Origin of the sequence: Shinella sp. H4-D48 (genome assembly GCF_022637395.1) — a bacterium.
GTDB classification, from domain to species: domain Bacteria; phylum Pseudomonadota; class Alphaproteobacteria; order Rhizobiales; family Rhizobiaceae; genus Shinella; species Shinella sedimenti.
Window position 1 is genome coordinate 13,114 of record NZ_CP093337.1, and the last position, 23,770, is coordinate 36,883.

Below are 23,770 nucleotides of genomic sequence, written 5' to 3' on the forward strand. Positions count from 1 at the left end.
TGCCGCCGCGCAGTCCTGCCGGCACTGCTCTAACTGCCGATGGCCTGGGTCAGGACGTCCTCGTGCGTGGCCGCCCGATGGTCGTGGCTGGCGACGAGCCGGCCGCCGCGGAAGACGTGCAGCCGGTCGGCAAGCTCGTAGACCTCCGGCAGGTAGGACGAGATCAGGATGATGCCCGCCCCCTGCTTGAGCAACTCGCCGAACAGCCGGTAGATTTCCGCCTTGGTGCCGACATCGACGCCGACGGTCGGCTCGTCGAAGATGAAGAGCCGGGCGCCATGGCTCAGCCACTTGCCGATGACGATCTTCTGCTGGTTGCCGCCGGACATGGCCGAGGCGAGCACATGGCGCGACGGCGTCTTGATACGAAGATCGGCGATCTGGCGCTCGGCATTGCGGGCGGCATCGCCCCGCCTAATCGTCAGGCCCGAACTCAGCCGCTTGAGGACCGGCAGGTTGATGTTGAGCCCGATCGGCAGGTTGAGGCACAGGCCCTGGTCGCGCCGGCTTTCCGGCGCAAGCGCGATGCCGAGCGCCATGGCGACCCGCTCGTTGGGAATGGAAACCTTGCGGCCCTCCCAGAAAATCTCTCCGGCGGTCACGGGCTGGCGGCCGTAGAGGCCCAGCGCAAACTCGCTGCGCCCTGCCCCGATGAGGCCGTAGAGACCGACGATCTCACCGGCGCGAACCGTCAGCGAGACATCCTCGAAACCCGGGCCTGACAGACCTTTCGTCTCGACGATGACATCGCCGGCCGGCACCTGTTCCTTGTGGTAGATCTGCTCGATCGAGCGGTTGATCATCAAGGCGATCAGCTCGTTCTCGTTGGTCTCGCCAATGAGGCGCGTGCCGACATGGGTGCCGTCGCGCAGCACCGACACGCGGTCGGCCAGCTCGAAGACCTCCTCCATGCGGTGGCTGATATAGACGACGGTGACGCCCTGATCGCGCAGGCGGCGGATGAGGCGGAAGAGCTGGGCGGATTCCTGACGCGTCAGATAGGCCGTCGGCTCGTCGAAGATGATGAAGCGGATGCCGCGCATGGCGGCCTTGGCGGTGGCGACCAGCTGCTGCTGGCCGATGGTGAGGCTCTCCAGGCGCGCGCCGGCCGGCAAGTGGAAGCCGAGATCGTCCAGCACCGCCTGCGCGGCCTTTTCCATGGCGGCCTTGCGCATCAGGCCATTGCGGTTCATCTCGTCGCCGAGGAACATGTTGGCGGCCACGGAGAGGTGCGGGCACAGCACGACTTCCTGATGCACGGCGTTGATGCCGCGGGAGATGGCCTCGGTGGGGGTGGCGAGCTGCACCGGCTTGCCGCACCAGAAGACCTCGCCGGCCGTGCGCCGGATAACCCCGGTCAGAAGCTTGATCAGGGTGGACTTTCCGGCACCGTTCTCGCCGACGATGGCGTGGATTTCGCCCGCCAGGAAGCTGACCGTCACCGGCTTCAGGGCCTCCACGAGGCCGTATTTCTTCTGCAGGCCACGCAATTCGAGGATGGGCGCGCCGCGCGGCACGGTGTCGGATTCGGCAAGCCCGGCCTGGTCTTCATGCCGGCGGCTGAGTTCTTCGAGGCTGCTCATGGCGTTTCCTCCCGGACTGGGGACAACATCCCGCCCGAAGCAGAGCCCGGGCGGGATGTGGCGGGGCCGCGAAGGCCGGCCGATCAGTTGACCTTCGGGTTCAAGAGGGCGTCGATCTTGGGATCGGCCATGTTGTCCTTGGTCACGAGGTTGGCCCCGGTATCGACGAAGGTTTCGACCTTCTCGCCCTTGGAGACGGCGAGCGCCGTCTTCACGCCATCATAGCCCATTCGGTATGGATCCTGCACGACGAGGCCGGCCAGCACGCCTTCCTTGAGGAAACCGACAGTCTTTTCGTCGCTGTCAAAGCCGATGACCTTGATCTTGTCGCCGAGCTTGTTTTCCGCGATCGCCTGGCCGACACCCTGCGCCATGATGAGGTTGGAGGCGAAGACGCCGACGAGGTTCGGATTGGCGGTGATGAGGTCAGTCATGATGTTGAGGCCGGTCGTCGCTTGGCCGTCCGCATACTTGTCCGCGACCACCTTGAGGCCCGGATACTTGGTCTTCACCTCATCAAGGAAGCCTTCGCGGCGCTGGTCGAGCGAGCCGACGCCCGGAAGGCTGGTGATGATGGCGATGTCGCCCTCGTCCTTGCCCGTCGCGGCCTTGATGGCGGCAGCGAGCCCTTCGGCGGCGATGCGGCCACCCTGGACGTTATCGGTCGTCAGGAACGAGGTGAAGGCCTTGGAATCCGCCGACGAGTCGATGCCGATGATCGGAACGGACTTCGCCGCCTCATCGATCGGCTTGCCGAGCGCCTTGAACTCCGTGGGCGAGATGACCACGGCGGCCGGGGCGCCGGCCACCGCGTTTTCGAGAATGGTGATCTGGCCGTTGATGTCGGCTTCCGACTGGGCGCCGAGTTCCGGCACCTTGACGCCGAGATCATTGCCGGCCTGACGCGCGCCGGCCAGCACGATCTGCCAGTAGAAGGAGGTGGTGTCCTTCACGATGATGGGAATGGTGACTTCCTGCGCGAAAGACGGCGCAGGCGTCATGGTGGCGAGGACTGCGGCACCCGCAAGCGCGGTGAAGGCGCGGCGGGTCAGAAGCGATCTTACAATGCTCATCTGGGTTCTCCTCTCAGGTGCTTCCTGTCCTCCTTGCCGGATCGGGTTGCAGGAAGCGAACAACTCGACCTTTTATCGATAAAAAACAATTATCGTTGCAAGCTACACCCGCCTCTACGCCTTGGCAAGCGGGGTATTCCTCCCTCGGAAACCGTGTTTTTCAGCACTCCAGTCCATGCCCTCGTCCTCCCAAACGACGGCGTCGGATCCTAGATCCGGGCGGATTCATGCGGGTGCACGACACCCATCTTCAAGATCAGATTGCCATAAAGACGGGCTTCCGTCGTGGCCACGATGCAAGCCGCCTTGCGGGCCATCTCATAGAAGGCAAAACGCTCGACCGAATGGATCGTGAAATCGCCTGCGTGCCGGTGCACGATCTCCTGGAAGGTCGCGCAGACCTCCGGCACCGCACCGGGATCGCCCACGACCTCCATGCGCCACGCTGCTTCCGGCACGAAGGTGTCGAGCGGCATATGGGTCAGGATCGCCTCGGCCATCGCAACGGCGTCCACGCCATCCGCGCGCACGACCCTTGGACCGAGGAACGTCACCGGGAAATTGGCGTCGGCGATCACGATGTCATCGCCGTGGCCCATCGACCGCAGGACGTGCAGCAGGTCGGGACCAAGCAGGGGATGGATGCCTTTCAACATGGGTTTCGACCTTCCACGCTATTGTCGCACGGCCTCACGCCCGAGTTCGGGCGCGACCAGCGTATACGGCTCGAAAGCCGGGTAAATGGTATCGGGCAGCGGCGCGCGCGCAAGCTGCATGTTTCGGCGCAGGCTCTCGGGCCGCGCGGTGCCGATGAGGATGGAGGCGACGGAAGGGTTTTCCAGCGGGAACCGCAGCGCCGGCGCGGCAAGCGGCACGCCGTTCTTCTCCGCGATCTCCATCATCGCGCCCACCTTTGCGGCGACGTCTGATGTTGCCGGCATGTAATCAAAATGCGCGCCCTCGACCGGGCCGGTCGCAAGAATGCCGGAATTGAAGACACCGCCCACCACCAGCGACGTTCCCCGCGCCGCGCAAAGCGGCAGAAGCTCGCTCTCTGCCGTGCGGTCCAGCAATGTGTAGCGTCCGGCGAGCAGGATGCAGTCGAGATCGGCATGGGGCATGACATCGAGGCAGACCGGCACCTCGTTGACGCCGAGCCCGTAGGCCTTGATCGCGCCCGACGATTTCAGTTCCGACAGGGCCTTCAGGCCGGAATCGAGCAGCTGGCGCAGATGGAAGGCATTGCGTTCGGCACCGTGCGTATAGACGCCGATATCGTGCACATAGAGCATATCGATACGGTTCAGGCCAAGGCGGGCATGGCTGAGTTCCACAGAGCGCATGATGCCGTCATAGCTGTAATCGTAGCGCACATCGAAGGGCAGCGGATCGACATAGCCGTAGTTGGGCACCTTGTCGTCAGCGACGGGAACCATGATGCGCCCGACCTTGCTGGATAGCACATAGCTTGCCGACGGCTTGTCACGCAGGAAATCGCCGGTGCGGCGCTCCGCCAGGCCAAAACCGTACCAGGGGGCGGTATCGAAATAGCGGATCCCCTCGTCCCAGGCCGCGTCCAGCGTTTCCATCGCCGCATCGCGCGGGCAGGCCCGGTACAGGCCGCCAAGCGCTGCCGTGCCGAAACTGAATTCGGTGACGGCAAGGTCGGTCCCCGCGATGATGCGTGTCTTCATGGATCCTCCCGGCCGGCGTCCTCCCGCCGGCTACCTGTCTTTTATCGACAATAGACAGATTATCGTCAATGGGTAATATGACGTCCCGAACGCAACAGGACGGCGCGCACTTCCGCCAGGGCATCTGGCCATTCGCCCGTTCAGCCGTTAAGGGGCGCAGGACACAACGAACGGCAGCACCATGGCCAAGCAGAACACAGTCTTCAAGGACGCCTTCAATCGCTGCCTCAAGCTTCTGGAACAGACGGCAAGCCTGCCCTCGGAACCGGAACTGGGCGCTACGCTCGGCGTGAGCCGAACCACCGTCCGCGCAATCCTCGGGCGGCTGGAGGAAGTCGGCCTGCTGACCTGGGACAAGCGGCGCAAGATCGTGCTCAGAAAGCCCGTGGCAGCCGACTATTTTCCGACGGAAGAGACGGATTCGCTGTCCGAAATCATCGAGCGCAGCTTCATGCGCCGGATTCTCGACGGCGGCGCGCAGCCCGGCATGCAGATCAACGAACTGGAACTGGCACGAGAGATCGGCATCGGCACGACGGGCGTGCGCGAATTTCTGATCCGTTTCAGCCGCTTCGGTCTGATCGAGAAGCGGCCGAACAGCCATTGGGTGTTGAAAGGCTTTACGCGGGAATTCGCGCTTGAACTGACGGAGGTGCGCGAGATTTTCGAGCTGCGCTCGGCGGCCGCCTTCGCCCATCTGCCGAAGGATCACGCGGCCTGGCAGGAGCTGGACGCCATCGAGGCCGTGCATCGCGAGATCCTCGCCGACATCGACAATCGTTACCTGGATTTCTCCGAGCTCGACGAGCGCTTCCATCTTCTGGTGCACCGCGCCTCGCGCAACCGCTTTATCGTGGATTTCTACGACGTGATCGCCATCGTCTTCCACTATCACTACCAGTGGAACAAGACGAACGCCCGCCAGCGCAACGCCCGCGCGCTGGAGGAGCACCTCGCCTATATCGCGGCATTGCGTTCGCGCGACCCCATCGAGATCGAGCTGGCCTGCCGTCAACACCTGAAATCCGCCCGCGAAACCCTGCTTCAGTCCATCAACTGACGGAGCCGCCGGCCACGCCGATCCTGCAGTTCGGAACCAGCCACTTCCTCCAGGCGCATGCGAACCTCTTCATCGACAAGACCCTGAGAAGGGGCGACGCGCTCGCAGTTCCCGGCAACGAACGCGGGCGGTCAGTAACCGCCGCCGGACGTCGCCGGGGCGGCTTCGCCGAGAAACTGGCGGCGCAGATCGCCCACAGCCCCGACAAGGCAATTCACATCGGTGCCGATCGCCATGAAATCCGCGCCGAGATTACGATAGACTTCAGCCTGCGGCAGCGAGACCGTCATGATGCCACGGGCCTTGCCATGGGCCTTGATCCGGCTAAAGGCATGGGTAATGGCGGCCAGCACCTCCGGCGCGCCGGGATTGCCGAGATGACCCATATCGGCGGCAAGGTCAGACGGGCCGATGAAAATCCCGTCGACACCCTCAACCGCCGCGATCTCGTCTATGGCGGCAAGGCCTGCGCGGTTTTCCACCTGCACGATGAGGCAGATCTCGTCATTGGCGGTCGTCACGTAATCCGGCACGCGGTTGAAATCGCTTGCACGGCCGAGGCCCGCGCCAACTCCGCGGATGCCATGGGGCGGATAGCGCAGGGCGCGCACCAGCGCCTTTGCCTGTTCGGCGGATTCGACCATGGGAATGAGGAAGGTCTGGGCGCCCTGATCGAGCAGCTGCTTGAGGATCCAGGCTTCACCCATCGGCGGGCGAACCATGGCATGCGTGGGCGTGTGACGCAGCGCACCAAGCTGCGCGCCCATCAGCGGAACGTCGTTCGGACCATGCTCGCCGTCGATCAGCAGCCAGTCATAACCGCTGGTCGCGAGGATTTCGGCCGCATAGGCGCTGCCGAGTGCTACCCAGAGCCCCAGCTGGAACCGGCCCTCGCCAAGCGCGGCCTTGAAGGTGTTTTTTGGAGCAGCCACGGTATTCCCTTTCTTCAAACGCAAACCGGCCGGCAAAGGCCGGCCGGACACACGAAACCCTGCCTTGTTCTCAGCCGATACCGCCGAGGCAGACATATTTGATTTCGGTGAACTCCTCGATGCCGTAGCGCGAGCCCTCGCGACCGAGGCCGGAGAGTTTCACGCCACCGAATGGCGCTTCGGCCGTCGAGATAAGGCCAGTATTGACGCCCACCATGCCGTATTCCAGCGCTTCGGCCACACGGAACACCCGCGACAGCTCCTTGGCGTAGAAATAGGAGGCAAGGCCGAACTCCGTGTCGTTCGCCTGCGCGATGACATCGTCCTCGTCCCTGAAGCGGAAGAGCGGCGCGACCGGACCGAAGGTCTCCTCGCGCGCCACCGCCATGTCAGGCGTCACGCCGGCAATGACCGTCGCTTGGTAAAAGGTGCCGCCCAGTTCATGGCGCTTGCCGCCCTGGATGACCTTGCCGCCCTTCCTGACGGCATCGGCCACATGTTCCTCGACCTTCTCGAGGGCAGCCTCGTCGATCAGCGGCCCGAGGATCACGCCCTCGTCGAAGCCGTTGCCGGTCTTGAGCTTGCCGACGGCGGCCGCAAGCTTTTCCGAGAAGGCGTCATAGACGCCATCCTGCACATAGAGCCGGTTGGCGCACACGCAGGTCTGGCCGTTGTTGCGGAACTTGGCGATCATCGCGCCCTCGACCGCCGCATCCAGATCGGCATCGTCGAAAACGATGAAGGGCGCATTGCCGCCGAGCTCCAGGCCGAGCTTCTTGATGGTCGGCGCGCACTGCTTGTAGAGCTCGGCACCGATTTCCGTCGAACCGGTGAAGGTGAGCTTGCGCACAACGGGATTGGCGGTCAGTTCCGCGCCGATCTCGCGGGCAGAGCCCGTAACGACCGAGAACAGACCTGCGGGCAGGCCGGCGCGCTCGGCCAGCACGGCAATGGCAATCGCCGAGAACGGCGTCTGTGAGGCCGGCTTCAGCACCATGGCGCACCCGGCGGCGAAGGCCGGACCGGCCTTGCGTGTGATCATGGCGTTGGGGAAGTTCCACGGCGTGATGGCCGCGACCACGCCGATCGGCTGCTTCATCACGAGGATGCGCTTGTCCTTCTGGTGGCCGGGCACGATATCGCCGTAGAGACGACGGGCTTCCTCGGCAAACCACTCGATGAAGCTTGCGCCATAGACGATCTCGCCGGTCGCCTCGGCGAGCGGTTTGCCCTGTTCCATGGTGAGTATGCGGCCGAGATCGTCCTTGTTCTCGATCATCAGGTCGAACCACTTGCGCAGTACCGCCGAGCGTTCCTTGGCGGTACGCGCGGCCCAGCCCTTCTGCGCCGCCGCCGCGGCATCGATGGCTTCCTTCGTCTCCTTGGCACCAAGCTTGGGGACGTAGCCGACCAGCTCGCCCGTCGCCGGGTTCTTCACCGCAATGCCGCTACCGTCGGCTTCTATCCAGCGCGTGCCGACAAGGGCTGCCTGGCGAAGCAGGCTCGGATCTTTCAGGCTCATCGGTATTCTCCCATTTCACGATGCCATCCGGTCTTCGACCAGTGTTATAGGGCGTCAGCCACCCCTTCGACAATGCGACAGACACGCAATTTTGGCGCTTCGCAGCGGCCGGGCGCGGGTCTAATGTTGCGGCGCACATTCTGACATTCGAGGCTCGCAATGACCCATCCGACCGGCCGCAAGGCCGACCACACCATCGATCCGATCTTTCTCGACCGCTGGTCGCCCCGCGCCTTCACCGGCGAGGCCATGCCACAGGAAACGCTGCTCTCACTGTTCGAAGCCGCGCGCTGGGCGCCGTCGGCCGCCAACAGCCAGCCCTGGCGTTTCGTCTACGGACACCGCGGTACGGAGGCTTTCGACACGATCTTCAACACGCTTTTCGAGGGCAACCGCCGCTGGGCTGACAAGGCTTCGGCGCTCGTTGCCATTGTCTCACAGACCCACATTCCCAATGCGGAGGGCGAATTGCGCCCGGCCTTCACCCATGCGTTCGATACCGGCGCGGCCTGGGCCTACCTTGCGCTGGAAGCAACGCGCGCCGGCTATCACGCCCATGCCATGGGCGGCGTCGACCGCGAGGCACTGAAAGAGGTTCTGGGTATCCCCGACAATTTCCGGGTGGAAGCGGCGCTTGCCATCGGCAGGATCGCGCCGAAGGAAACGCTGCCGGAAGACCTGATGCAGCGCGAAGTGCCGAGCACGCGCAAACCCGTTACCGCCTTCATTTCCGAAGGCAAGTTCTTCGCCTGAGCGCGATAGAAAAGAGCCGCCCCAGGGGCGGCTCCTTGCAATTCAGATATCGGGACGATCAGATATCGAGGTTGGCGACGCTCAGGGCGTTTTCCTGGATGAAGTCGCGCCGCGGCTCCACCTCGTCGCCCATCAGGCGGGCAAACAGGCCGTCGGCGTCGGTGGCGTCATTCACCTTGACCTGCAGCAGCGAGCGGACGTTCGGATCGAGCGTCGTTTCCCACAGCTGTTCGGCGTTCATTTCGCCAAGCCCCTTGTAGCGCTGCATGGACAGGCCCTTGCGGCCGGCGGCGAAGACGGCGTCCAGAAGGGCGCGGGGACCGGTGATCTCGGTCTGGCCATCCTTGCGGCGCAGCACCGGCGGCACCGAATAGGTTTCCTTCAGGCGCGCGGAGAGCTGATCGATATGGCGCGCATCCGCAGAGCCGATCAGGGCCATGTCGATATGGGCGAATTCCTTGACGCCGCGCACCATGCGCTCGAAACGCAGGCCGCCGTCGGTTGCGACCGAACCCTCCCAGCCGCGCTCCGTCTCCTCGGCGATGAGGTCGAGGCGTCGGGCGACCTCCGTTGCCATGGCGGCGTAGGCATCGCGGTCATGGCTGAGTTCGAGGTTCAGCCCGCCGGCAATGGCCGCCTGCTCGACGATGTCACGGCTGTAGCGCGAATGCAGGCCGTCGAGCAGCGTTCGCAGGCGCAAGGCATCCTGGATGAGCTCGAGGACGTCCTGCCCGACACGCACTTCGCCGGTCGAAAGCTCAAGCGCCGCATCATCGAGGCCGGTGCCGATCAGGTAGTCTTCCAGCGCCTTTTCGTTCTTCAGGTACTGGCTCGATTTACCGCGCGACACCTTATAGAGCGGCGGCTGGGCGATATAGAGATGGCCGCGCTCGATCAGCTCCGGCATCTGGCGGAAGAAGAAGGTGAGCAGCAGCGTGCGAATATGGGCGCCGTCGACGTCGGCGTCCGTCATGATGATGATCTTGTGGTAGCGCAGCTTGTCGGCGTTGAACTCGTCCTTGCCGATCGACGTGCCGAGCGCGGTGATCAGCGTGCCGATCTCCTGGCTCGAGAGCATCTTGTCGAAGCGCGCGCGCTCCACATTGAGGATCTTGCCGCGCAGCGGCAGGATCGCCTGGTTCTCGCGCGAGCGGCCCTGCTTGGCCGAGCCACCGGCCGAATCGCCCTCGACGAGGAAGACTTCGGACTTTGCCGGATCGCGCTCCGAGCAGTCGGCAAGCTTGCCGGGCAGCGATGAGATGTCGAGTGCGCCCTTGCGGCGCGTCAGTTCGCGCGCCTTGCGGGCAGCTTCGCGCGCGGCGGCTGCCTCGACGACCTTGCCGATCAGTGTCTTTGCATCGGTCGGATGCTCTTCCATCCAGATGCTGAGCGCCTCGTTGACGAGGCTTTCCACGACCGGACGAACTTCCGAAGACACCAGCTTGTCCTTGGTCTGCGAGGAGAATTTCGGGTCGGGCACCTTCACCGAAAGCACGGCGGTCAGGCCTTCGCGGCAGTCATCGCCGGTCAGCGTGACTTTTTCCTTCTTCATGATGCCGGAGCTTTCGGCATAGGAAACGACCTGGCGCGTCAGCGCGCCGCGGAAGCCCGCCATATGCGTGCCGCCATCGCGCTGGGGGATGTTGTTGGTGAAGCAGAGCACGTTCTCGTGGTAGCTGTCGTTCCACCACATGGCGACTTCGACTGTGATGCCGTCCTTCTCGCCGCGGATGGAGATCGGCTTGTCGACCAGCGGCTTCTTCGCACGATCGAGGAAGGTCACGAAGGCTTCGAGGCCACCTTCGTACATCAGTTCGTCCTGCTTGATATCCGAATGCCGACGATCCGTCAGGAGAATGCGCACGCCGGAATTGAGGAAGGCGAGCTCGCGCAGGCGGTGTTCCAGCGTGGAATAGACGAATTCGATGTTCGAGAAGGTCTCGGTCGAGGGCAGGAAGGTGACTTCCGTGCCGGTCTCGTTGCCGGCGTCACCCGTCACGGTCAGCGGTCCGTCCGCGACGCCGTGGGTGAAGGACATTTCGTGGATCTTGCCGCTGCGGCGGATCTTGAGCTTGAGCTTGACGGACAGCGCGTTCACCACCGACACGCCCACGCCGTGCAGGCCGCCGGAGACCTTGTAGGAGTTCTGGTCGAACTTACCGCCGGCATGGAGCTGGGTCATGATGACCTCGGCCGCCGACACGCCCTCTTCCTTGTGGATGTCGGTCGGAATGCCGCGGCCATTGTCCGTCACGGTGACGGAACCGTCCGCATTGAGGGTGACCGTCACGATATCCGCGTGTCCCGCCAGCGCCTCGTCGATCGCGTTGTCGACGACCTCGTAGACCATGTGGTGCAGCCCCGAGCCGTCATCGGTGTCACCGATATACATGCCGGGGCGCTTGCGCACCGCATCGAGTCCCTTCAGAACCTTGATCGAATCTGCGCCATACTCGGCCGGGCCGTTTTCGGTCTCGGGTGTGTCAGTCATACAAACGTCTTTCCAGAGGTTTCGCGAAACGCGGGAGGCGCGGCGAATCACCGCTTTCCAAGTCCCTGAATATAGGGATTTTGAATGCAAGTTCCAAATCTGAGAGCGCCGAAAACCGGCAGAATTCAGGGTATCTTCAGGGTTTTACCCGGGAATTGCACGCTTTTTCGAGAATACCCGCCAGACGGCGGACAGTCGCGGGCGGCAGATCGCGGATCTCGGCAGAAAGCCGGTTGGCAAAGGCGGTGTATTCGGGCGGAAGACCCGATGTATCCACCACCACACGGGGGTCGGAAATCTGCGCAATGCGGAACAGTTCTTCCGCCTCATCCCAGATGACGTTGAAGTAGCCGGCGACGCGCTGGAGGAAATCGAAGCTCGGCGTGCCGCGCTTGCCGTGTTCCAGCGCCGAAAGGTAGGCGGGGCTCACGCCGAGTGCTGCCGCCATTTCCTTTTGCGAGACGCCCTTGCGGTCGCGCAGGTGCCGCACGGCCTTGCCGAAGGGCGTGGTCATCGCTTCTCTCCCGGCTGGCGGGCGAGCCGGACATAGAGCGCGCCATCGCCGCCATGGTTGCGGGCGGCGGGCTCATAGGACGAGATGAGCGGCCGGAATTCCGGCAGGGAGAACCAGAGCGGCACCGCCCGCTTCAGCGCGCCGTCGCTGCCCAGCGACGTGCCCTTGCCGGTGATGACGAGCACATGGCGCATCCCGCGCTCATGCGCCCGGATGAGGAAGCCGAGCAGAAAGCCATGCGCCTCGCTCTGGACCATGCCATGCAGGTCGATGCGCGCCTCCAGCGCCAGGCGGCCCTTGGCGATCTTGCGCTTGACGGGAAGCTCCAGCGGATGGTGCCTCGTCTCCTTGCCGCGGCCGATGCTGAGCGCGATACCTTCGGCGGCAGGCTTCTCGGCTTTCGCCTTTTTCGGTTTGGAGACCGGATTCTCTTCGACCGTCTCGATGAAGGCAGCCTCGAATTCGCTCAACGCATCGAGCTTGCCCGGCATGGCGCGCGTGCTGCGCGCCACCTTGCCCCACAGGATGCGATCCTCGCTGGAAAGGTTCTTATCCTTCGGCATGCAGGTAGCGCTCCGCTGCCGCCCGGGGGAGGAGAATATGAAAGGTCGCGGCGTTGCGCACATGGCCCGCCAGCGCACCCGCCGCATCGCCCGATCCCGTAAAGATATCACCGCGCGCCGCCCCGACGATCGCCGTGCCGGTATCCAGCGCCAGCATCAGCCGCCGGAACGGCTTGCCGCCGTCCATATGGGTGAGGCTGTCGCTCGAGATGAAGAAGGGCAGGCCGAAGGTATGAATCATCCGGTCGACCGCAAGCGAGCGGCCAGCGACCAGCGGCACCTTGGCCGCGGCGATCGGCCCGAGTTCAACATCGTCGACTGCGGCCTCCTTGAAGAAGATGAAGGAGCGATTGTGCCATAAAACCGCATCGACCTGATCTTCGTTGCGGGCGAGCCAGTCACGGATCGAGGCCATCGAGACAGTTGCCGCATCGATCTCGCCGCGATCGATAAGCAGCTTGCCGATCGGTGAAAAGGGATGGCCCGACTTACCGGCATAGGTGATGCGCTTGAGCGTTCCATCGAGATAGACGAGCCGCGCTGCGCCCTGCACATGCGCGAAGAACACATCGACCCTGGAGCGGGCATAGGCGATTTCCAAGCCGCGTCCCGAAAGAAAACCGCGTTCGATCTCGCCACGATCCGGATGCTCGACGATCCCGTCCTCGGTCCGAAGGCCGAAGGCATAGCCGGCCGGAAATCCCGCGGGACAATTGTCGTCATCGATATCGACCAGATCGTCCGGCCGACGATAGAACGGATAGCGATACTCCGCGTCCGGCGCGGCGCGCACGGCCACTTCCGGCTCATAAAAAGCGGTGACGAAGCCGGGCGTGCCATCCACCTTCTCGATGAGGAAGGGAACGGTGTGTGCCTCGAAAAAGGCCCGCACGTCGGCGGGCCCCTGCGGGTCTTCAGCGGCCGCCGCATCCAGCAAGGACAAAAGCTCGCCGGCGGTTATGCCGAGCGAGCCTGTCTTGTAGGGCTTGATGTCGCGGATATGGTCGCGACAGCGGCGCATGGCCGCCATCAGCGGTGTCGGATCGTCCTCGCCCCAGCCGGGAATCGCGGAAAACCGGGCCGGAACCAGACGGTAGTCCATGACGCGTGCTCAGCCTTCCGATTCTGTGGCAATCAGTTTCCAGTTCGGATCGCGCGAGCGGGTATCGCGGGCGAAGGTCCAGAGGTCGTTGACCTCGGCCACCGTGTCCGCATCACCCTCGACCAGCTTGCCGTCCTTGTCATAGGTGGCGGAAATCAGCTGGCTGATGATGCGCAGCGTGATGTTGGCTTCGCTGTCCTTGACCTCGGCGCCGACGATATCGGCCTTCTCGATGCCGACAAACGAGGACCGAACGACCTCGCCCTTGCTCTCACGCTCGGAGATCGCAGCATCGAAGCCTTCATAGACCTCGCGGGAGAGAAGGTTCTTCAGCGTCTTGCGGTCGCCATCGGCGAAAGCGACGACAATCATCTCGTAGGCCATGCGCGCGCCATCGACGAATTTCTTCGGCTCGAAGGACGGGTCGGTCTTGGCGAGTGCCCGCAGCGGCTCGTTGAGCGGCGTGCCCGGTGCGGCATAGGCATCGATGGCGGCGTAGGGGTTTTCATCCTCGTCGAGATCCCGCCGCGGCAGGGTCACGACCTTGCCGCGATCGGCCGAATCTGCCGGCTCCACGCCTTCCCGCTTGCTATACGGATCGAACGGCGGGCGCTCGCTACCGGTGCGGCGGCCAAGCACACTGCGCAACTGGAGAAAGATCACCACCGCAGCCACGAGGAAGAAAATCGTTACAAAGTCGAATGAGCCCATTATCGATCCGCTGCCGGTTCCTGTTTTTAGTTATCTTCCCCATATAGTCCGCAACGGCGGATCATTCAAATGGCGATGACGTGAATGCGCGAGCCATTTGCGCGCGGTATCGGCTGGCGGAAATCTATGCGACACTGGAGACCATGTTGAGACTTCTCTTTGCATTCTTCTTTCTTCTCTTGCCGCTGGCGGAAATCGCCTGCTTCATTCTGGTCGGACGGCGCATCGGGCTGATGCCGACACTCGGGCTCGTCGTGCTCTCCGCGGTGGTCGGAATCCTGCTGATGCGTATCCAGGGGTTCGGTGTGCTCACCCGCATTCGCCAGTCCGGCCAGCAGGGCCGCGCGCCCGGCAAGGAACTGCTTGATGCCGCGATGATCCTGATTGCCGGCATCCTCTTCATCATTCCCGGCTTTCTCACCGATATCGTCGGGCTGGCGCTGTTTCTTCCGCCCGTGCGGACCTTTCTATGGAACAGACTGATGCGCAACATGGTTGTCGTGGATATCGGCAATATGCAGGGCGGCGCACGGCCGCAAACCGAGCCGGACCGCACCATTGACCTCGATCAGGGCGACTTCCATCGCGACGGCCGGCCCTGAGCCGAGGGTTGTAAGGCCATGGCCGAAATGCTAGATGGCCTGACTTTCCAGAGTCCCCGAGGATATTTCCATGACTGACGCAGCCACCCAGAACGACGCCGCGAACCCCTCGCTCAACATCCTTGCGCAGTATGTGAAGGACTTCTCCTTCGAAAATCCGGGTGCCCCGCGCTCGCTCCAGGCCCGTGACAAGGCCCCTGCGATCAACATCAGCGTCAATGTCAACGCCAACCCGCTGGCCGAATCCGATTTCGACGTCGTGCTTTCGCTGAATGCAGAAGCAAAGGAGGGCGACAAGGTGCTCTTCAACGCCGAACTGTCCTATGGCGGCGTGTTCCGCATCACGGGCTTCCCGCAGGAGCACATGCTGCCGGTTCTCTTCATCGAGTGCCCGCGCCTGCTGTTCCCGTTCGCCCGCCAGATCATCTCCGACGCCACCCGCAACGGCGGCTTCCCGCCCCTGATGATCGACCCGATCGATTTCGCGCAGATGTTTGCCCAGCGCATGGCCGAAGAACAGGTCAAGGCAAAGGTCCAGCCGAACTAATCCGGCCAGACCATACAGACACAAACGCCCGGTCACGATGTGGCCGGGCGTTTTCTTTTATCTGTCGTGAGCCGGATTCAATCGCCGTATTTCGCCCAGATGGCCTTGTCGCCCATCTTCTGCACCATGGCGGCATGGGCGGCGCGTTCTTCATCCGAAAGGCGGGGGGCAAGCGGGTTGGGCCGCACGCCGAGCGGCTGGATGATGTCATCGTCCGCTTCGACCAGGGTCTTTCGGCCGTTCTCTGCGCTACCGAGACCGAGCGCGGCCTGCCGGCCCCCGATCATCTCGATATAGACTTCGGCGAGAAGCTCGGAGTCTAGAAGCGCGCCGTGCTTCGTGCGGTGCGAATTGTCGATGCCGTAGCGTCGGCAAAGCGCATCCAGCGAGTTCGGGCCCATCGGATGCTTGCGGCGAGCGAGCGCCAGCGTATCCGTCACATATTCCATGGAGATGGGCGGCATGCCGAGCCGTTCGAACTCGGCGTTGATGAAGCCCATGTCGAAATTGGCATTGTGCGCCACCCAGCGAGCGCCGGCGAAGAACGTGGTGATCTCTTCCGCCACCTCGGCGAACGGCTTCTTGTCTTTCAGAAACTCGTCGGTGATGCCGTGCACGGCAAGCGCATCGGGATGAACCTTGCGGTCGCCCGGATTGATGAAGATGTGAAGCGTGCGGCCGGTCGGGAAATGGTTCTCCAGTTCCACGCCGCCGATTTCGATGATGCGGTCGAGCTTGTTGTCGAGGCCGGTGGTTTCCGTATCGAAGATGATCTCGCGCATCCGTCCCGTCGTCCTTTCAAAGTCTTGGCCGTGCCATCCGGCACGCAGGCGGTTTCACATCTAGGATGTGATTTCCGCAATCACCTCTTCCACCTGTTTGTGTGCCGCTTCAAGCCCCCGGCCCGTATCGATAATGAAATCGGCCCGCCGGCGCTTCTCTGAATCAGGCATCTGGCGCGACAGAATGAGCTGGAATTTTTCCTCGGTCATGCCCGGGCGGGCAAGGACACGTGCGCGCTGCGTCTGCGGATCGCAGGTTACGACGACAACCTTGTCCACCCGCGCTTCGCCACCGGTTTCATAAAGCAGCGGGATATCGAGTACCGCAAGGGCTGATCCCTTCGCCCGCTCGGTGGCCAGAAATGCCGTCTCGCGTGCCCGCACAAGCGGATGAATGATCGCCTCCAGATCGCGAAACCCTTCCGGCGCCCCGGCAAGAATGGCCGACAGCGCCTTGCGGTCTATTACACTATTCTTCAGTGCACCGGGAAAACGCGCCGCCACCGGCTGCACGGCCTCCCCCATATAAAGGTCGTGCACGGTCGCGTCCGCGTCATGCACGGGAACGCCCAGTTCGCGGAACATCGCAGCCGTCGTCGACTTTCCCGTACCGATCGATCCGGTCAGCCCCAGAACGATCATCAGTGCGCGTCCATATCGGCGAGCACGATATCGCGCAGCGTCTCGTCCACCTCAGGACGCACGCCGAACCACTTTTCGAAACCCGGGACTGCCTGGTGCAACAGCATGCCGAGCCCGTCGACGGTCGCAAAACCCTGCTGCTGCGCCTGCCGCAGGATCGGCGTTACAAGCGGCACATAGACGATATCCGTCACCACCGCGCCGGCCGCCAGCGGCGAGAAATCGAAATCCGGCGCCGGCTCTCCTTCCATTCCAAGCGACGTGGTGTTGATGAAAAGCCCTGCCTCGCGCAAGACCTCGCTCAGCGCTTCCATGGCATGCGCATGAACCCGCGGCCCGAACCGGTCGGCCAGTTCGCGCGCGCGCGGCACGGTGCGGTTCAGCACATGGATCTCCCCCACACCGCGATCGCGCACCGCCTGGATGATCGCCCGGCTGGCACCGCCGGCACCCAGAACCACGGCGCGGTCCGTCCTGTCCCAACCCGGCGCCAGCGCATCAAGATTGGCGAGGAAACCGTAGCCATCCGTATTGGTGGCGTGCAGCTGGCCATCGTCGAGCCACAGCGTATTGGCCGCGCCGAGCTCCTCGCTCAGCGCAGCCGGCCTGTCGGCCAGCTGGAAGGCCAGCTCCTTGTGCGGGATGGTGACATTCCCCCCTATGAAGCCGGATTCACCGCTCTTCAGCTTCGATATAAAGCCGGCGAACTCATTAGGCTCGACTTCCTGGCGCGTATAGTTTCCCGCAAGACCAAGCTTTTCCAGCCAGTGACGGTGGATCAGAGGCGATCGCGAGTGTTTGACCGGATAGCCCGTGACGAAGGCGCGGCGGGGAAATGTTTCACGTGAATCATGCATCGATGGCATCCAGATCGCGAAGTTTAGCCAGCAACGGAAGCAACGGCAGGCCGAGGATCGTAAAGTAATCGCCCTCTATGCGCTCGAAGAGCTGCACACCCTCGCCTTCCAGCTGATAAGCGCCGACACTGGCCAGAACACGGGTTCCGACGCGGGCGAGATGGCGGTCGATGAAATCGGACGACAGCGGCCGCATCGTCAGGTGCGCGACGGAAACATGGCGCCACAGCACTGTCCTATCCCGCACGAGGGCAATGCCGCAGTTGAGCGAATGGGTACGGCCGGACATGGCGGAAAGATGCGACTTCGCTTCCCCCATGTCGGCAGGCTTGTGAAACACGCGACCTTCCAGCGAAAGGGTCTGGTCCGAGCCGATGACCAGCGCACCGGGATTGCGGCCGGACACGTCGCACGCCTTTTCAATGGCAAGCGCCTCCGCGATCGCCTGCGGCGTCGGATTGCTTGCAGCAAGCGCTGCTTCTGCGGCGCGCTCATCGATGGTCGCAGCCTCGGCCGTGAAGGCAAGGCCGGCATTCTCCATCAGCATGCGGCGAAAGGGACTTTGCGAAGCAAGGATGAGGGGCGGCGTCATGACAATCTCCCGTTACTCTTCCGCGTTACCGAAGCTTGGGGCGAAGAGCAACGATGGCAGCGGCCGTTTCCTCGATCGAGCGGCGGGTGACGTCGATGATCGGCCAGTTATTTCGCGCGCAGATCGCTCGCGCATATTTCAGCTCCTCGGAAATCTGCGCGCGGTCGATATAGTCGTCACCGCGAAAATCCTGGGTCTGGCCGAGAACCCGGTTCTGCCGCACCTGGGCGATCCGGTCGGTGGTGGCAATGAGACCGACGATCAGCGGGCGTTTCGCCTCCGACAGGCGTTCGGGCAGGGGCACGCCGAGCACGATCGGTACATTCGCCGTCTTGATGCCCCTGTTGGCCAGATAGATGCTGGTCGGCGTCTTCGACGTTCGGCTGATGCCGATGAGGATGACATCAGCCTCCTCCAGATCGAGCGGCAACTGTCCGTCGTCATGGTCCATCGTGAAGTTCAGCGCATCGATCCGTGCGAAATAATCCGCATTCATCACATGCTGCGCCCCGACGCGACGGCGCGACGGCGCGCCGAGATACGACTGAAAGAGATCGATCACCGGTTCCAGCACGGAAACGCACGGCACGCCCATCTCCCGGCAGCGTTGGTCGATAATCTCGGAAAGCTCGCGGTCGACGACGGTGTAGAGCACGATGCCGGGCGCGCCATCGATGGCCTCGAGCACCGGCATGAGCTGCTTGCGATTGCGAATCAGCGGATAGACATGCTCCAGCGCCTGGGACGACTGGAATTGCGCCGCCGCCGCCCGGCCGGCAGCAATCAGCGTTTCACCCGTCGAGTCCGAAATCAGGTGCAAATGAAAGTAGTTCTTGCTGCTGTCCACATTATCCTCCGCCCCCTGTTGATGACGCGGGACAAAACGGAGCTAAGAACGGCAGGCGGACGGAGGCAAGGGGATAAGTGCCGACTTTTCCACAATTGGCGGTCGGCGGGAGACAGATCGAGGCAGCATGTGGATAAGACTCATGGCCATGGCATAGTGTCGCGATTTCCCACAGCCTATCCACAGGCAGCCGTTTTTCGGGGCACGAGCAATCCTTTTGATTCCAAAGAACGAATCCGCTTTTCCCGGTTTTCCCGTCACATTTCGCGCCATTGCTTCGGGTTTTCGGAATGGCAACGGAAGAGGCTGGCTTTGTGTGGACGGGATTTAATCCTTGATAGTCACCGACTCTAAGAAATAGAAACCTCTTCAAAGAGATTATTTCTTTATTGGGAGAACCCCTCAGGTGTCTGCGAAAAACCGGAAGATCGTCGAAGTCCTGAATGGGAAGACGATCTCCCCCCCTCCCCTGTGGCTCATGCGTCAGGCCGGCCGTTATCTGCCGGAATACCGTGCAACGCGCGCTGCGGCAGGAAGTTTCCTCGATCTCTGTTATTCGCCGGAGCTGGCGACGGAAGTTACGCTCCAACCGATCCGTCGTTACGGTTTTGACGCAGCGATCCTGTTTTCCGATATTCTCGTCATTCCCGATGCGCTCGATCGGAATGTTCGCTTCGAGGAAGGCCATGGACCCCGTCTCGATCCGATCGATCCCGACGGCATCTTCGCCCTGAAGCAGGACGGCGTGCAGCAGCACCTGACGCCCGTCATCGAAGCGGTGAGCCGCATCCGGCAGGCCCTTCCCGCAGAAACCGCCCTGCTTGGCTTCTGCGGCGCGCCCTGGACGGTTGCGACCTACATGATCGCCGGACACGGGACGCCGGACCAGGCGCCGGCGCGGCTGTTTGCCTATCGCGAGCCGAAGGCCTTCGCACATCTGCTCGATCTGCTTGCCGATCTCTCGGCCGATTATCTGGTGGCGCAGATCGACGCCGGTGCCGATGCCGTTCAGATCTTCGATTCCTGGGCGGGAGTTCTCGGCGAAAAGGAATTTGCCGACTATGCCATCCGGCCTGTGCGGCGTATCATCCAGTCGGTCAGGGCGCGGCGGCCGCAGGCCAAGATCATCGCCTTTGCCAAGGGAGCGGGCCTGCTCCTGAAAACGTATCGGCAACAGACGCTGGCGGATGCAATCGGTCTCGACTGGTCCGTGCCGCTGTCCTTTGCGGCAGAATTGCAGAAGGACGGGCCGGTACAGGGCAACCTCGATCCGATGCGGGTCGTGGCGGGTGGAAATGCGCTCGACGAAGGCATCGATGCCATTCTCCAGGCGCTCGGCAACGGCCCCCTGATCTTCAATCTCGGTCATGGCATCACGCCGCAGGCCGACCCGGAAAACGTGACGCGGCTGGTGGCGCGGGTACGGGGAGAAGCGCAGTGACCGAGAGGCAGACAAGCGAAGGTGCCGGACGCCGCGCACGGCTTCGTGCCGCAGCGGCCCTGGCAGTCTTCGCCGTCGTGGCCGGTCTGCTCGTGCTTTTTCCGCCCGACGATCTCTATCTCTGGATCAAGGCGCTGCACATCGTGGCGGTAATCTCCTGGATGGCGGGTCTGCTCTACCTGCCGCGTCTGTTCGTCTATCACACCGATGCGCCCGTTGGTTCCGCGCAGTCGGAAACCTTCAAGGTGATGGAAAAACGGCTGTTCGTCACGATCATGCGGCCAGCCATGGCGCTTTCGTGGCTGCTTGGCCTCTATCTCGCGTGGTCGGTCTACGGTTTCCAGGGCGGCTGGCTGCATGCCAAGCTCGCTTTCGTGGTAATTTTAAGCGGCGTGCACGAATTTTACGGCCGTGCCGTCCAGGCCTTCGCCGAGGACAGGAACCGCAGGACCGGCCGTCAGTGGCGTCTCTGGAACGAGGCGCCGGCGCTGCTGATGGTCCTCATCGTGATCATGGTCGTCGTCAAACCTTTGTGAGCGGCCGCGACAAATCGGACGAAATTCCAAAGCCCCCTTGCGAGCACGCGCCGGAACCGCTATTTTCCGCGCATCTCATCTTTCGTGGCATGTGTATTCGTTCAGTGAACTGCATTCTTCCCCTCGCAGTTCGTCCTTGACCCGCACGCCTTTTTCCATCCCGATGACCCGCAGCATGGACCATTCATGGCCGAAATGAAGCTACAAGACCTCAAGAACAAGACTCCGACCGACCTCCTTGCCTTTGCCGAATCGCTCGAGGTCGAGAACGCGAGCACGATGCGCAAGCAGGAACTGATGTTTGCCATCCTCAAGATGCTGGCGTCTCAGGATGTGGAAATCATCGGCGAAGGCGTCGTCGAAGTGCTGCAGGACGGTTTCGGCTTCCTTCGGTCGGCCAATGCGAATTACCTGCCAGGCCCTGACGATATCTACATCTCGCCCTCCCAGATCCGCCGTTTCTCGCTGAAGACAGGCGACACGGTCGAGGGACCGATCCGCGGACCCAAGGAAGGCGAGCGCTATTTCGCGCTGCTCAAGGTCAACACGATCAATTTCGACGACCCGGAAAAGATCCGTCACAAGGTCCATTTCGACAACCTGACGCCGCTCTATCCGAACGAGCGCTTCAAGATGGAACTGGACATTCCCACGTCCAAGGACCTTTCGCCCCGCGTCATCGACCTCGTAGCGCCGCTCGGCAAGGGCCAGCGCGGCCTGATCGTGGCCCCGCCGCGCACGGGTAAGACCGTTCTGCTTCAGAACATCGCCCATTCGATCACCGCCAACCATCCGGAATGTTATCTCATCGTTCTTCTGATCGACGAGCGTCCCGAAGAAGTGACGGACATGCAGCGCTCGGTGAAGGGTGAAGTGGTTTCCTCCACATTCGATGAACCCGCGACGCGTCACGTGCAGGTCGCCGAAATGGTCATCGAGAAGGCGAAGCGTCTCGTCGAGCACGGCCGTGACGTCGTGATCCTGCTCGATTCGATCACCCGCCTCGGCCGCGCGTACAACACTGTCGTTCCGTCGTCCGGCAAGGTCCTGACGGGTGGTGTGGATGCCAACGCCCTGCAGCGTCCGAAGCGCTTCTTCGGCGCTGCGCGCAATATCGAGGAAGGTGGCTCGCTGACGATCATCGCCACGGCCCTTATCGATACCGGCAGCCGCATGGACGAAGTTATCTTCGAAGAGTTCAAGGGTACCGGCAACTCGGAAATCGTGCTCGATCGCAAGGTGGCCGACAAGCGCATCTTCCCGGCCATGGACATCCTCAAGTCCGGTACCCGCAAGGAAGACCTGCTGGTTCCACGCCAGGATCTCCAAAAGATCTTTGTTCTGCGCCGCATCCTTGCGCCGATGGGAACCACCGATGCCATCGAGTTCCTGATCGACAAGCTGAAGCAGACGAAGAACAATGGCGACTTCTTCGACTCGATGAACACCTGATCCTTTCCCAGGTGACTGTTTCCAATGGTCCCGCCCGATGGTGGGACCATTTTTATTTGAGAGCCATATCGATTCTCGACCGAAACGAATTCTGTCGATTCGTATCCGGAATAGTCTAAATGAGCACTGGAACCATTTTTGCCCTATCAAGCGGAGGTTTGCCTTCAGGCGTTGCGGTGATCCGTATCAGTGGGCCGGAATGCCGTGCCGCGGTGATGCAGCTCTGTGGCGCTGTACCAGCTGCTCGTCACGCGTCATTGCGATCGATTCGAAACCGCAACGGTGAAGCAATCGACCAAGGTCTTGTGCTGTTCTTCCCGGCGCCAAGATCCTTTACTGGCGAGGACTGCGCAGAACTGCAAATTCACGGTGGGCGTGCGACCGTTGCCGCCGTGCTCGGTGAACTGGGCTCCATAGGCGACTTACGCATGGCCGAGGCCGGCGAGTTCTCCCGTAGGGCCTTTCTCAATGGGCGCATGGATCTGGTCGAGGTGGAAGGCCTGGCTGATCTTATAGCTGCGGAAACCGAGATGCAGCGCCGGCTGGCGGCCGAACAAGCTTCTGGCGGCCTATCCCGCTTGTACGATTCGTGGGCGAAACGATTGACCTATGCACGCGCCATGATCGAGGCGGAGCTCGATTTTGCGGACGAAGAGGACGTTCCCGGTTCGGTTGCTGCGTCTATCTGGTCGGATATGCACATTCTGGCGCAAGACATTTTTAACCATATCGGCGGAGCGCGGGCTGGCGAAATTGTCCGCGACGGGCTGAAGGTAGTCATCGCCGGTCCTCCTAACGCTGGGAAATCCAGCCTTCTCAACTATTTGGCGCAGCGGGATGTAGCGATCGTGACGGATGTGCCCGGTACGACCCGCGACGTTTTGCACGTCGATCTCGATATTGGTGGTTACGTCGTCCGTCTCTATGACACGGCTGGTCTGCGGGAAACCGATGACGTGGTTGAACGGGAAGGGATTCGCCGGACCCATCTGTCGCTTGAACAAGCCGACCTGGTTCTTCTGCTGTCGGAGAATGACACAACGGACTGGATTGGACTGTTGGGGAACTTTACCGGTCCCATTCTCCGGGTCCGGACCAAAACCGACCTTTCCGATGAGACTTTGCCGAATAGCCCGGTCAATGTTATGATCTCGACGAAATCTGGTGTTGGTATCGATCAACTCATCGACCGGATGAGCGAGCATCTACCTTCTCTTGACGTAGGCGGCTCGTTGGCGCTCCCGACCCGCGAGCGTCACCGGATTGGCCTTGAGACGTGCCGGCAGCACATTCAGGCGGCATTGGATAATGCGGCAGCGGGGCTGGATATCCAGGCGGAGCATCTCCGTCTGGCAGGTCACGCGCTTGGAAGGATCACAGGCCGGGTGGATGTCGAGAATTTGCTCGATGTCATTTTCTCGGAATTCTGCATCGGAAAATGATTCACGTGAAACAGTACAACGTGTGCGAGTCG

The 23,770-nt window shown here is 62.4% G+C and carries 24 protein-coding genes; 8 read left to right on the top strand and 16 right to left on the bottom strand.

Annotated elements, in window-relative coordinates; genetic code table 11:
• Positions 1 to 29: 29 nt before the first annotated feature.
• The 4 genes from MNR02_RS00070 to MNR02_RS00085 form a co-directional block, all read right to left on the bottom strand.
• Positions 30 to 1,583: a sugar ABC transporter ATP-binding protein gene (locus MNR02_RS00070; RefSeq protein ID WP_241947634.1), complete on the bottom strand. Its 1,554-nt coding sequence runs from the start codon at positions 1,581 to 1,583 to the stop codon at positions 30 to 32.
• Positions 1,584 to 1,666: 83 nt separating this feature from the next.
• Complete coding sequence (locus MNR02_RS00075) at positions 1,667 to 2,656, bottom strand: ABC transporter substrate-binding protein (RefSeq protein WP_241947635.1); 990 nt, start codon at positions 2,654 to 2,656, stop codon at positions 1,667 to 1,669.
• A gap of 209 nt (positions 2,657 to 2,865) precedes the next feature.
• The gene (locus tag MNR02_RS00080) at positions 2,866 to 3,312 is read right to left on the bottom strand and encodes an RbsD/FucU family protein (protein WP_241600836.1); all 447 of its coding nucleotides are present in this window, start codon (positions 3,310 to 3,312) and stop codon (positions 2,866 to 2,868) included.
• A gap of 18 nt (positions 3,313 to 3,330) precedes the next feature.
• Positions 3,331 to 4,350, bottom strand: coding sequence for an aldo/keto reductase (locus MNR02_RS00085; RefSeq protein WP_241947636.1), 1,020 nt, complete (start codon positions 4,348 to 4,350; stop codon positions 3,331 to 3,333).
• A gap of 181 nt (positions 4,351 to 4,531) precedes the next feature.
• On the opposite strand from MNR02_RS00085, the gene MNR02_RS00090 reads away from it, so the two are divergent.
• On the top strand, positions 4,532 to 5,410 hold the full coding sequence (locus MNR02_RS00090) for a GntR family transcriptional regulator (RefSeq protein WP_241600838.1): 879 nt from the start codon (positions 4,532 to 4,534) through the stop codon (positions 5,408 to 5,410).
• Positions 5,411 to 5,541: 131 nt separating this feature from the next.
• Here the strand turns inward: MNR02_RS00090 and MNR02_RS00095 are convergent, their stop codons facing one another.
• Positions 5,542 to 6,342: an aldolase/citrate lyase family protein gene (locus MNR02_RS00095; RefSeq protein WP_241947637.1), complete on the bottom strand. Its 801-nt coding sequence runs from the start codon at positions 6,340 to 6,342 to the stop codon at positions 5,542 to 5,544.
• A gap of 70 nt (positions 6,343 to 6,412) precedes the next feature.
• Positions 6,413 to 7,864, bottom strand: a complete 1,452-nt coding sequence (gene gabD, locus MNR02_RS00100) for an NADP-dependent succinate-semialdehyde dehydrogenase (protein ID WP_241947638.1) — start codon at positions 7,862 to 7,864, stop codon at positions 6,413 to 6,415.
• Between the two features lie 159 nt (positions 7,865 to 8,023).
• On the opposite strand from gabD, the gene MNR02_RS00105 reads away from it, so the two are divergent.
• Complete coding sequence (locus MNR02_RS00105) at positions 8,024 to 8,617, top strand: nitroreductase family protein (RefSeq protein ID WP_241947639.1); 594 nt, start codon at positions 8,024 to 8,026, stop codon at positions 8,615 to 8,617.
• Positions 8,618 to 8,675: 58 nt separating this feature from the next.
• Here MNR02_RS00105 and gyrB read toward each other — a convergent pair whose 3' ends face one another.
• The 5 genes from gyrB to MNR02_RS00130 all read right to left on the bottom strand — a co-directional run bounded on the left by gyrB (position 8,676) and on the right by MNR02_RS00130 (position 13,998).
• On the bottom strand, positions 8,676 to 11,108 hold the full coding sequence (gene gyrB, locus MNR02_RS00110; RefSeq protein WP_241600842.1) for a DNA topoisomerase (ATP-hydrolyzing) subunit B: 2,433 nt from the start codon (positions 11,106 to 11,108) through the stop codon (positions 8,676 to 8,678).
• Between the two features lie 136 nt (positions 11,109 to 11,244).
• Positions 11,245 to 11,622, bottom strand: a complete 378-nt coding sequence (locus MNR02_RS00115; RefSeq protein WP_241947640.1) for a helix-turn-helix domain-containing protein — start codon at positions 11,620 to 11,622, stop codon at positions 11,245 to 11,247.
• Positions 11,619 to 12,185: a Smr/MutS family protein gene (locus MNR02_RS00120; protein WP_241947641.1), complete on the bottom strand. Its 567-nt coding sequence runs from the start codon at positions 12,183 to 12,185 to the stop codon at positions 11,619 to 11,621. Before MNR02_RS00120 ends, MNR02_RS00115 begins: the two co-directional genes overlap by 4 nt.
• Positions 12,172 to 13,287 carry a murein transglycosylase A gene (locus MNR02_RS00125; protein WP_241947642.1) on the bottom strand — a complete coding sequence of 372 codons (1,116 nt, stop codon included), beginning with the start codon at positions 13,285 to 13,287 and terminating at the stop codon, positions 12,172 to 12,174. Before MNR02_RS00125 ends, MNR02_RS00120 begins: the two co-directional genes overlap by 14 nt.
• 9 nt (positions 13,288 to 13,296) lie before the next feature.
• The gene (locus tag MNR02_RS00130) at positions 13,297 to 13,998 is read right to left on the bottom strand and encodes a Tim44/TimA family putative adaptor protein (RefSeq protein WP_241600846.1); all 702 of its coding nucleotides are present in this window, start codon (positions 13,996 to 13,998) and stop codon (positions 13,297 to 13,299) included.
• Positions 13,999 to 14,141: 143 nt separating this feature from the next.
• On the opposite strand from MNR02_RS00130, the gene MNR02_RS00135 reads away from it, so the two are divergent.
• Together MNR02_RS00135 and secB are read left to right on the top strand one after the other, a co-directional pair.
• Positions 14,142 to 14,600, top strand: a complete 459-nt coding sequence (locus MNR02_RS00135; protein WP_370879945.1) for an FxsA family protein — start codon at positions 14,142 to 14,144, stop codon at positions 14,598 to 14,600.
• A 70-nt stretch (positions 14,601 to 14,670) separates the two neighbouring features.
• Positions 14,671 to 15,147 carry a protein-export chaperone SecB gene (gene secB, locus MNR02_RS00140; protein WP_241600848.1) on the top strand — a complete coding sequence of 159 codons (477 nt, stop codon included), beginning with the start codon at positions 14,671 to 14,673 and terminating at the stop codon, positions 15,145 to 15,147.
• A 77-nt stretch (positions 15,148 to 15,224) separates the two neighbouring features.
• Here secB and dnaQ read toward each other — a convergent pair whose 3' ends face one another.
• The 5 genes from dnaQ to MNR02_RS00165 are packed head-to-tail and all read right to left on the bottom strand — an operon-like array spanning position 15,225 to position 18,867.
• Positions 15,225 to 15,929: a DNA polymerase III subunit epsilon gene (gene dnaQ, locus MNR02_RS00145; protein WP_241947643.1), complete on the bottom strand. Its 705-nt coding sequence runs from the start codon at positions 15,927 to 15,929 to the stop codon at positions 15,225 to 15,227.
• Positions 15,930 to 15,989: 60 nt separating this feature from the next.
• A complete protein-coding gene (coaE, locus tag MNR02_RS00150) occupies positions 15,990 to 16,571 on the bottom strand; it encodes a dephospho-CoA kinase (RefSeq protein ID WP_241947644.1) in 582 nt (193 codons plus the stop codon).
• A complete protein-coding gene (locus MNR02_RS00155; protein ID WP_241947645.1) occupies positions 16,571 to 17,428 on the bottom strand; it encodes a shikimate dehydrogenase in 858 nt (285 codons plus the stop codon). Before MNR02_RS00155 ends, coaE begins: the two co-directional genes overlap by 1 nt.
• Complete coding sequence (locus MNR02_RS00160; protein WP_241947646.1) at positions 17,421 to 18,020, bottom strand: Maf-like protein; 600 nt, start codon at positions 18,018 to 18,020, stop codon at positions 17,421 to 17,423. Before MNR02_RS00160 ends, MNR02_RS00155 begins: the two co-directional genes overlap by 8 nt.
• Positions 18,021 to 18,045: 25 nt before the next feature.
• A complete protein-coding gene (locus MNR02_RS00165; RefSeq protein ID WP_241600853.1) occupies positions 18,046 to 18,867 on the bottom strand; it encodes a pyruvate, water dikinase regulatory protein in 822 nt (273 codons plus the stop codon).
• Positions 18,868 to 19,273: 406 nt separating this feature from the next.
• Here MNR02_RS00165 and hemE point away from each other — a divergent pair, with 406 nt between their 5' ends.
• The 4 genes from hemE (at position 19,274) to mnmE (ending at position 23,738) form a co-directional block, all read left to right on the top strand.
• Positions 19,274 to 20,308 carry a uroporphyrinogen decarboxylase gene (gene hemE, locus MNR02_RS00170; RefSeq protein ID WP_241947647.1) on the top strand — a complete coding sequence of 345 codons (1,035 nt, stop codon included), beginning with the start codon at positions 19,274 to 19,276 and terminating at the stop codon, positions 20,306 to 20,308.
• Positions 20,305 to 20,844, top strand: a complete 540-nt coding sequence (hemJ, locus tag MNR02_RS00175) for a protoporphyrinogen oxidase HemJ (RefSeq protein WP_241947648.1) — start codon at positions 20,305 to 20,307, stop codon at positions 20,842 to 20,844. The genes hemE and hemJ overlap by 4 nt, the downstream gene beginning before the upstream one ends.
• Before the next feature lie 186 nt (positions 20,845 to 21,030).
• The gene (rho, locus tag MNR02_RS00180) at positions 21,031 to 22,296 is read left to right on the top strand and encodes a transcription termination factor Rho (RefSeq protein WP_134648524.1); all 1,266 of its coding nucleotides are present in this window, start codon (positions 21,031 to 21,033) and stop codon (positions 22,294 to 22,296) included.
• A gap of 119 nt (positions 22,297 to 22,415) precedes the next feature.
• The gene (gene mnmE / locus MNR02_RS00185; protein WP_241947649.1) at positions 22,416 to 23,738 is read left to right on the top strand and encodes a tRNA uridine-5-carboxymethylaminomethyl(34) synthesis GTPase MnmE; all 1,323 of its coding nucleotides are present in this window, start codon (positions 22,416 to 22,418) and stop codon (positions 23,736 to 23,738) included.
• Positions 23,739 to 23,770 lie beyond the last annotated feature (32 nt).

What these genes read in the sequence shown, in the direction of transcription:
- MNR02_RS00090 (WP_241600838.1), top strand. Translation starts at nt 4,532, where the DNA reads ATGGCCAAGCAGAACACAGTCTTCAAGGACGCCTTCAATCGCTGCCTC.
- secB (WP_241600848.1), top strand. Translation starts at nt 14,671, where the DNA reads ATGACTGACGCAGCCACCCAGAACGACGCCGCGAACCCCTCGCTCAAC.
- MNR02_RS00105 (WP_241947639.1), top strand. Translation starts at nt 8,024, where the DNA reads ATGACCCATCCGACCGGCCGCAAGGCCGACCACACCATCGATCCGATC.
- MNR02_RS00120 (WP_241947641.1), bottom strand. Translation starts at nt 12,185, where the DNA reads ATGCCGAAGGATAAGAACCTTTCCAGCGAGGATCGCATCCTGTGGGGC.
- MNR02_RS00130 (WP_241600846.1), bottom strand. Translation starts at nt 13,998, where the DNA reads ATGGGCTCATTCGACTTTGTAACGATTTTCTTCCTCGTGGCTGCGGTG.
- gabD (WP_241947638.1), bottom strand. Translation starts at nt 7,864, where the DNA reads ATGAGCCTGAAAGATCCGAGCCTGCTTCGCCAGGCAGCCCTTGTCGGC.
- MNR02_RS00155 (WP_241947645.1), bottom strand. Translation starts at nt 17,428, where the DNA reads ATGCATGATTCACGTGAAACATTTCCCCGCCGCGCCTTCGTCACGGGC.
- MNR02_RS00125 (WP_241947642.1), bottom strand. Translation starts at nt 13,287, where the DNA reads ATGGACTACCGTCTGGTTCCGGCCCGGTTTTCCGCGATTCCCGGCTGG.
- MNR02_RS00070 (WP_241947634.1), bottom strand. Translation starts at nt 1,583, where the DNA reads ATGAGCAGCCTCGAAGAACTCAGCCGCCGGCATGAAGACCAGGCCGGG.
- mnmE (WP_241947649.1), top strand. Translation starts at nt 22,416, where the DNA reads ATGAGCACTGGAACCATTTTTGCCCTATCAAGCGGAGGTTTGCCTTCA.
- dnaQ (WP_241947643.1), bottom strand. Translation starts at nt 15,929, where the DNA reads ATGCGCGAGATCATCTTCGATACGGAAACCACCGGCCTCGACAACAAG.
- MNR02_RS00160 (WP_241947646.1), bottom strand. Translation starts at nt 18,020, where the DNA reads ATGACGCCGCCCCTCATCCTTGCTTCGCAAAGTCCCTTTCGCCGCATG.
- gyrB (WP_241600842.1), bottom strand. Translation starts at nt 11,108, where the DNA reads ATGACTGACACACCCGAGACCGAAAACGGCCCGGCCGAGTATGGCGCA.
- MNR02_RS00075 (WP_241947635.1), bottom strand. Translation starts at nt 2,656, where the DNA reads ATGAGCATTGTAAGATCGCTTCTGACCCGCCGCGCCTTCACCGCGCTT.
- MNR02_RS00085 (WP_241947636.1), bottom strand. Translation starts at nt 4,350, where the DNA reads ATGAAGACACGCATCATCGCGGGGACCGACCTTGCCGTCACCGAATTC.
- MNR02_RS00135 (WP_370879945.1), top strand. Translation starts at nt 14,142, where the DNA reads ATGTTGAGACTTCTCTTTGCATTCTTCTTTCTTCTCTTGCCGCTGGCG.
- MNR02_RS00080 (WP_241600836.1), bottom strand. Translation starts at nt 3,312, where the DNA reads ATGTTGAAAGGCATCCATCCCCTGCTTGGTCCCGACCTGCTGCACGTC.
- MNR02_RS00115 (WP_241947640.1), bottom strand. Translation starts at nt 11,622, where the DNA reads ATGACCACGCCCTTCGGCAAGGCCGTGCGGCACCTGCGCGACCGCAAG.
- rho (WP_134648524.1), top strand. Translation starts at nt 21,031, where the DNA reads ATGGCCGAAATGAAGCTACAAGACCTCAAGAACAAGACTCCGACCGAC.
- coaE (WP_241947644.1), bottom strand. Translation starts at nt 16,571, where the DNA reads ATGATCGTTCTGGGGCTGACCGGATCGATCGGTACGGGAAAGTCGACG.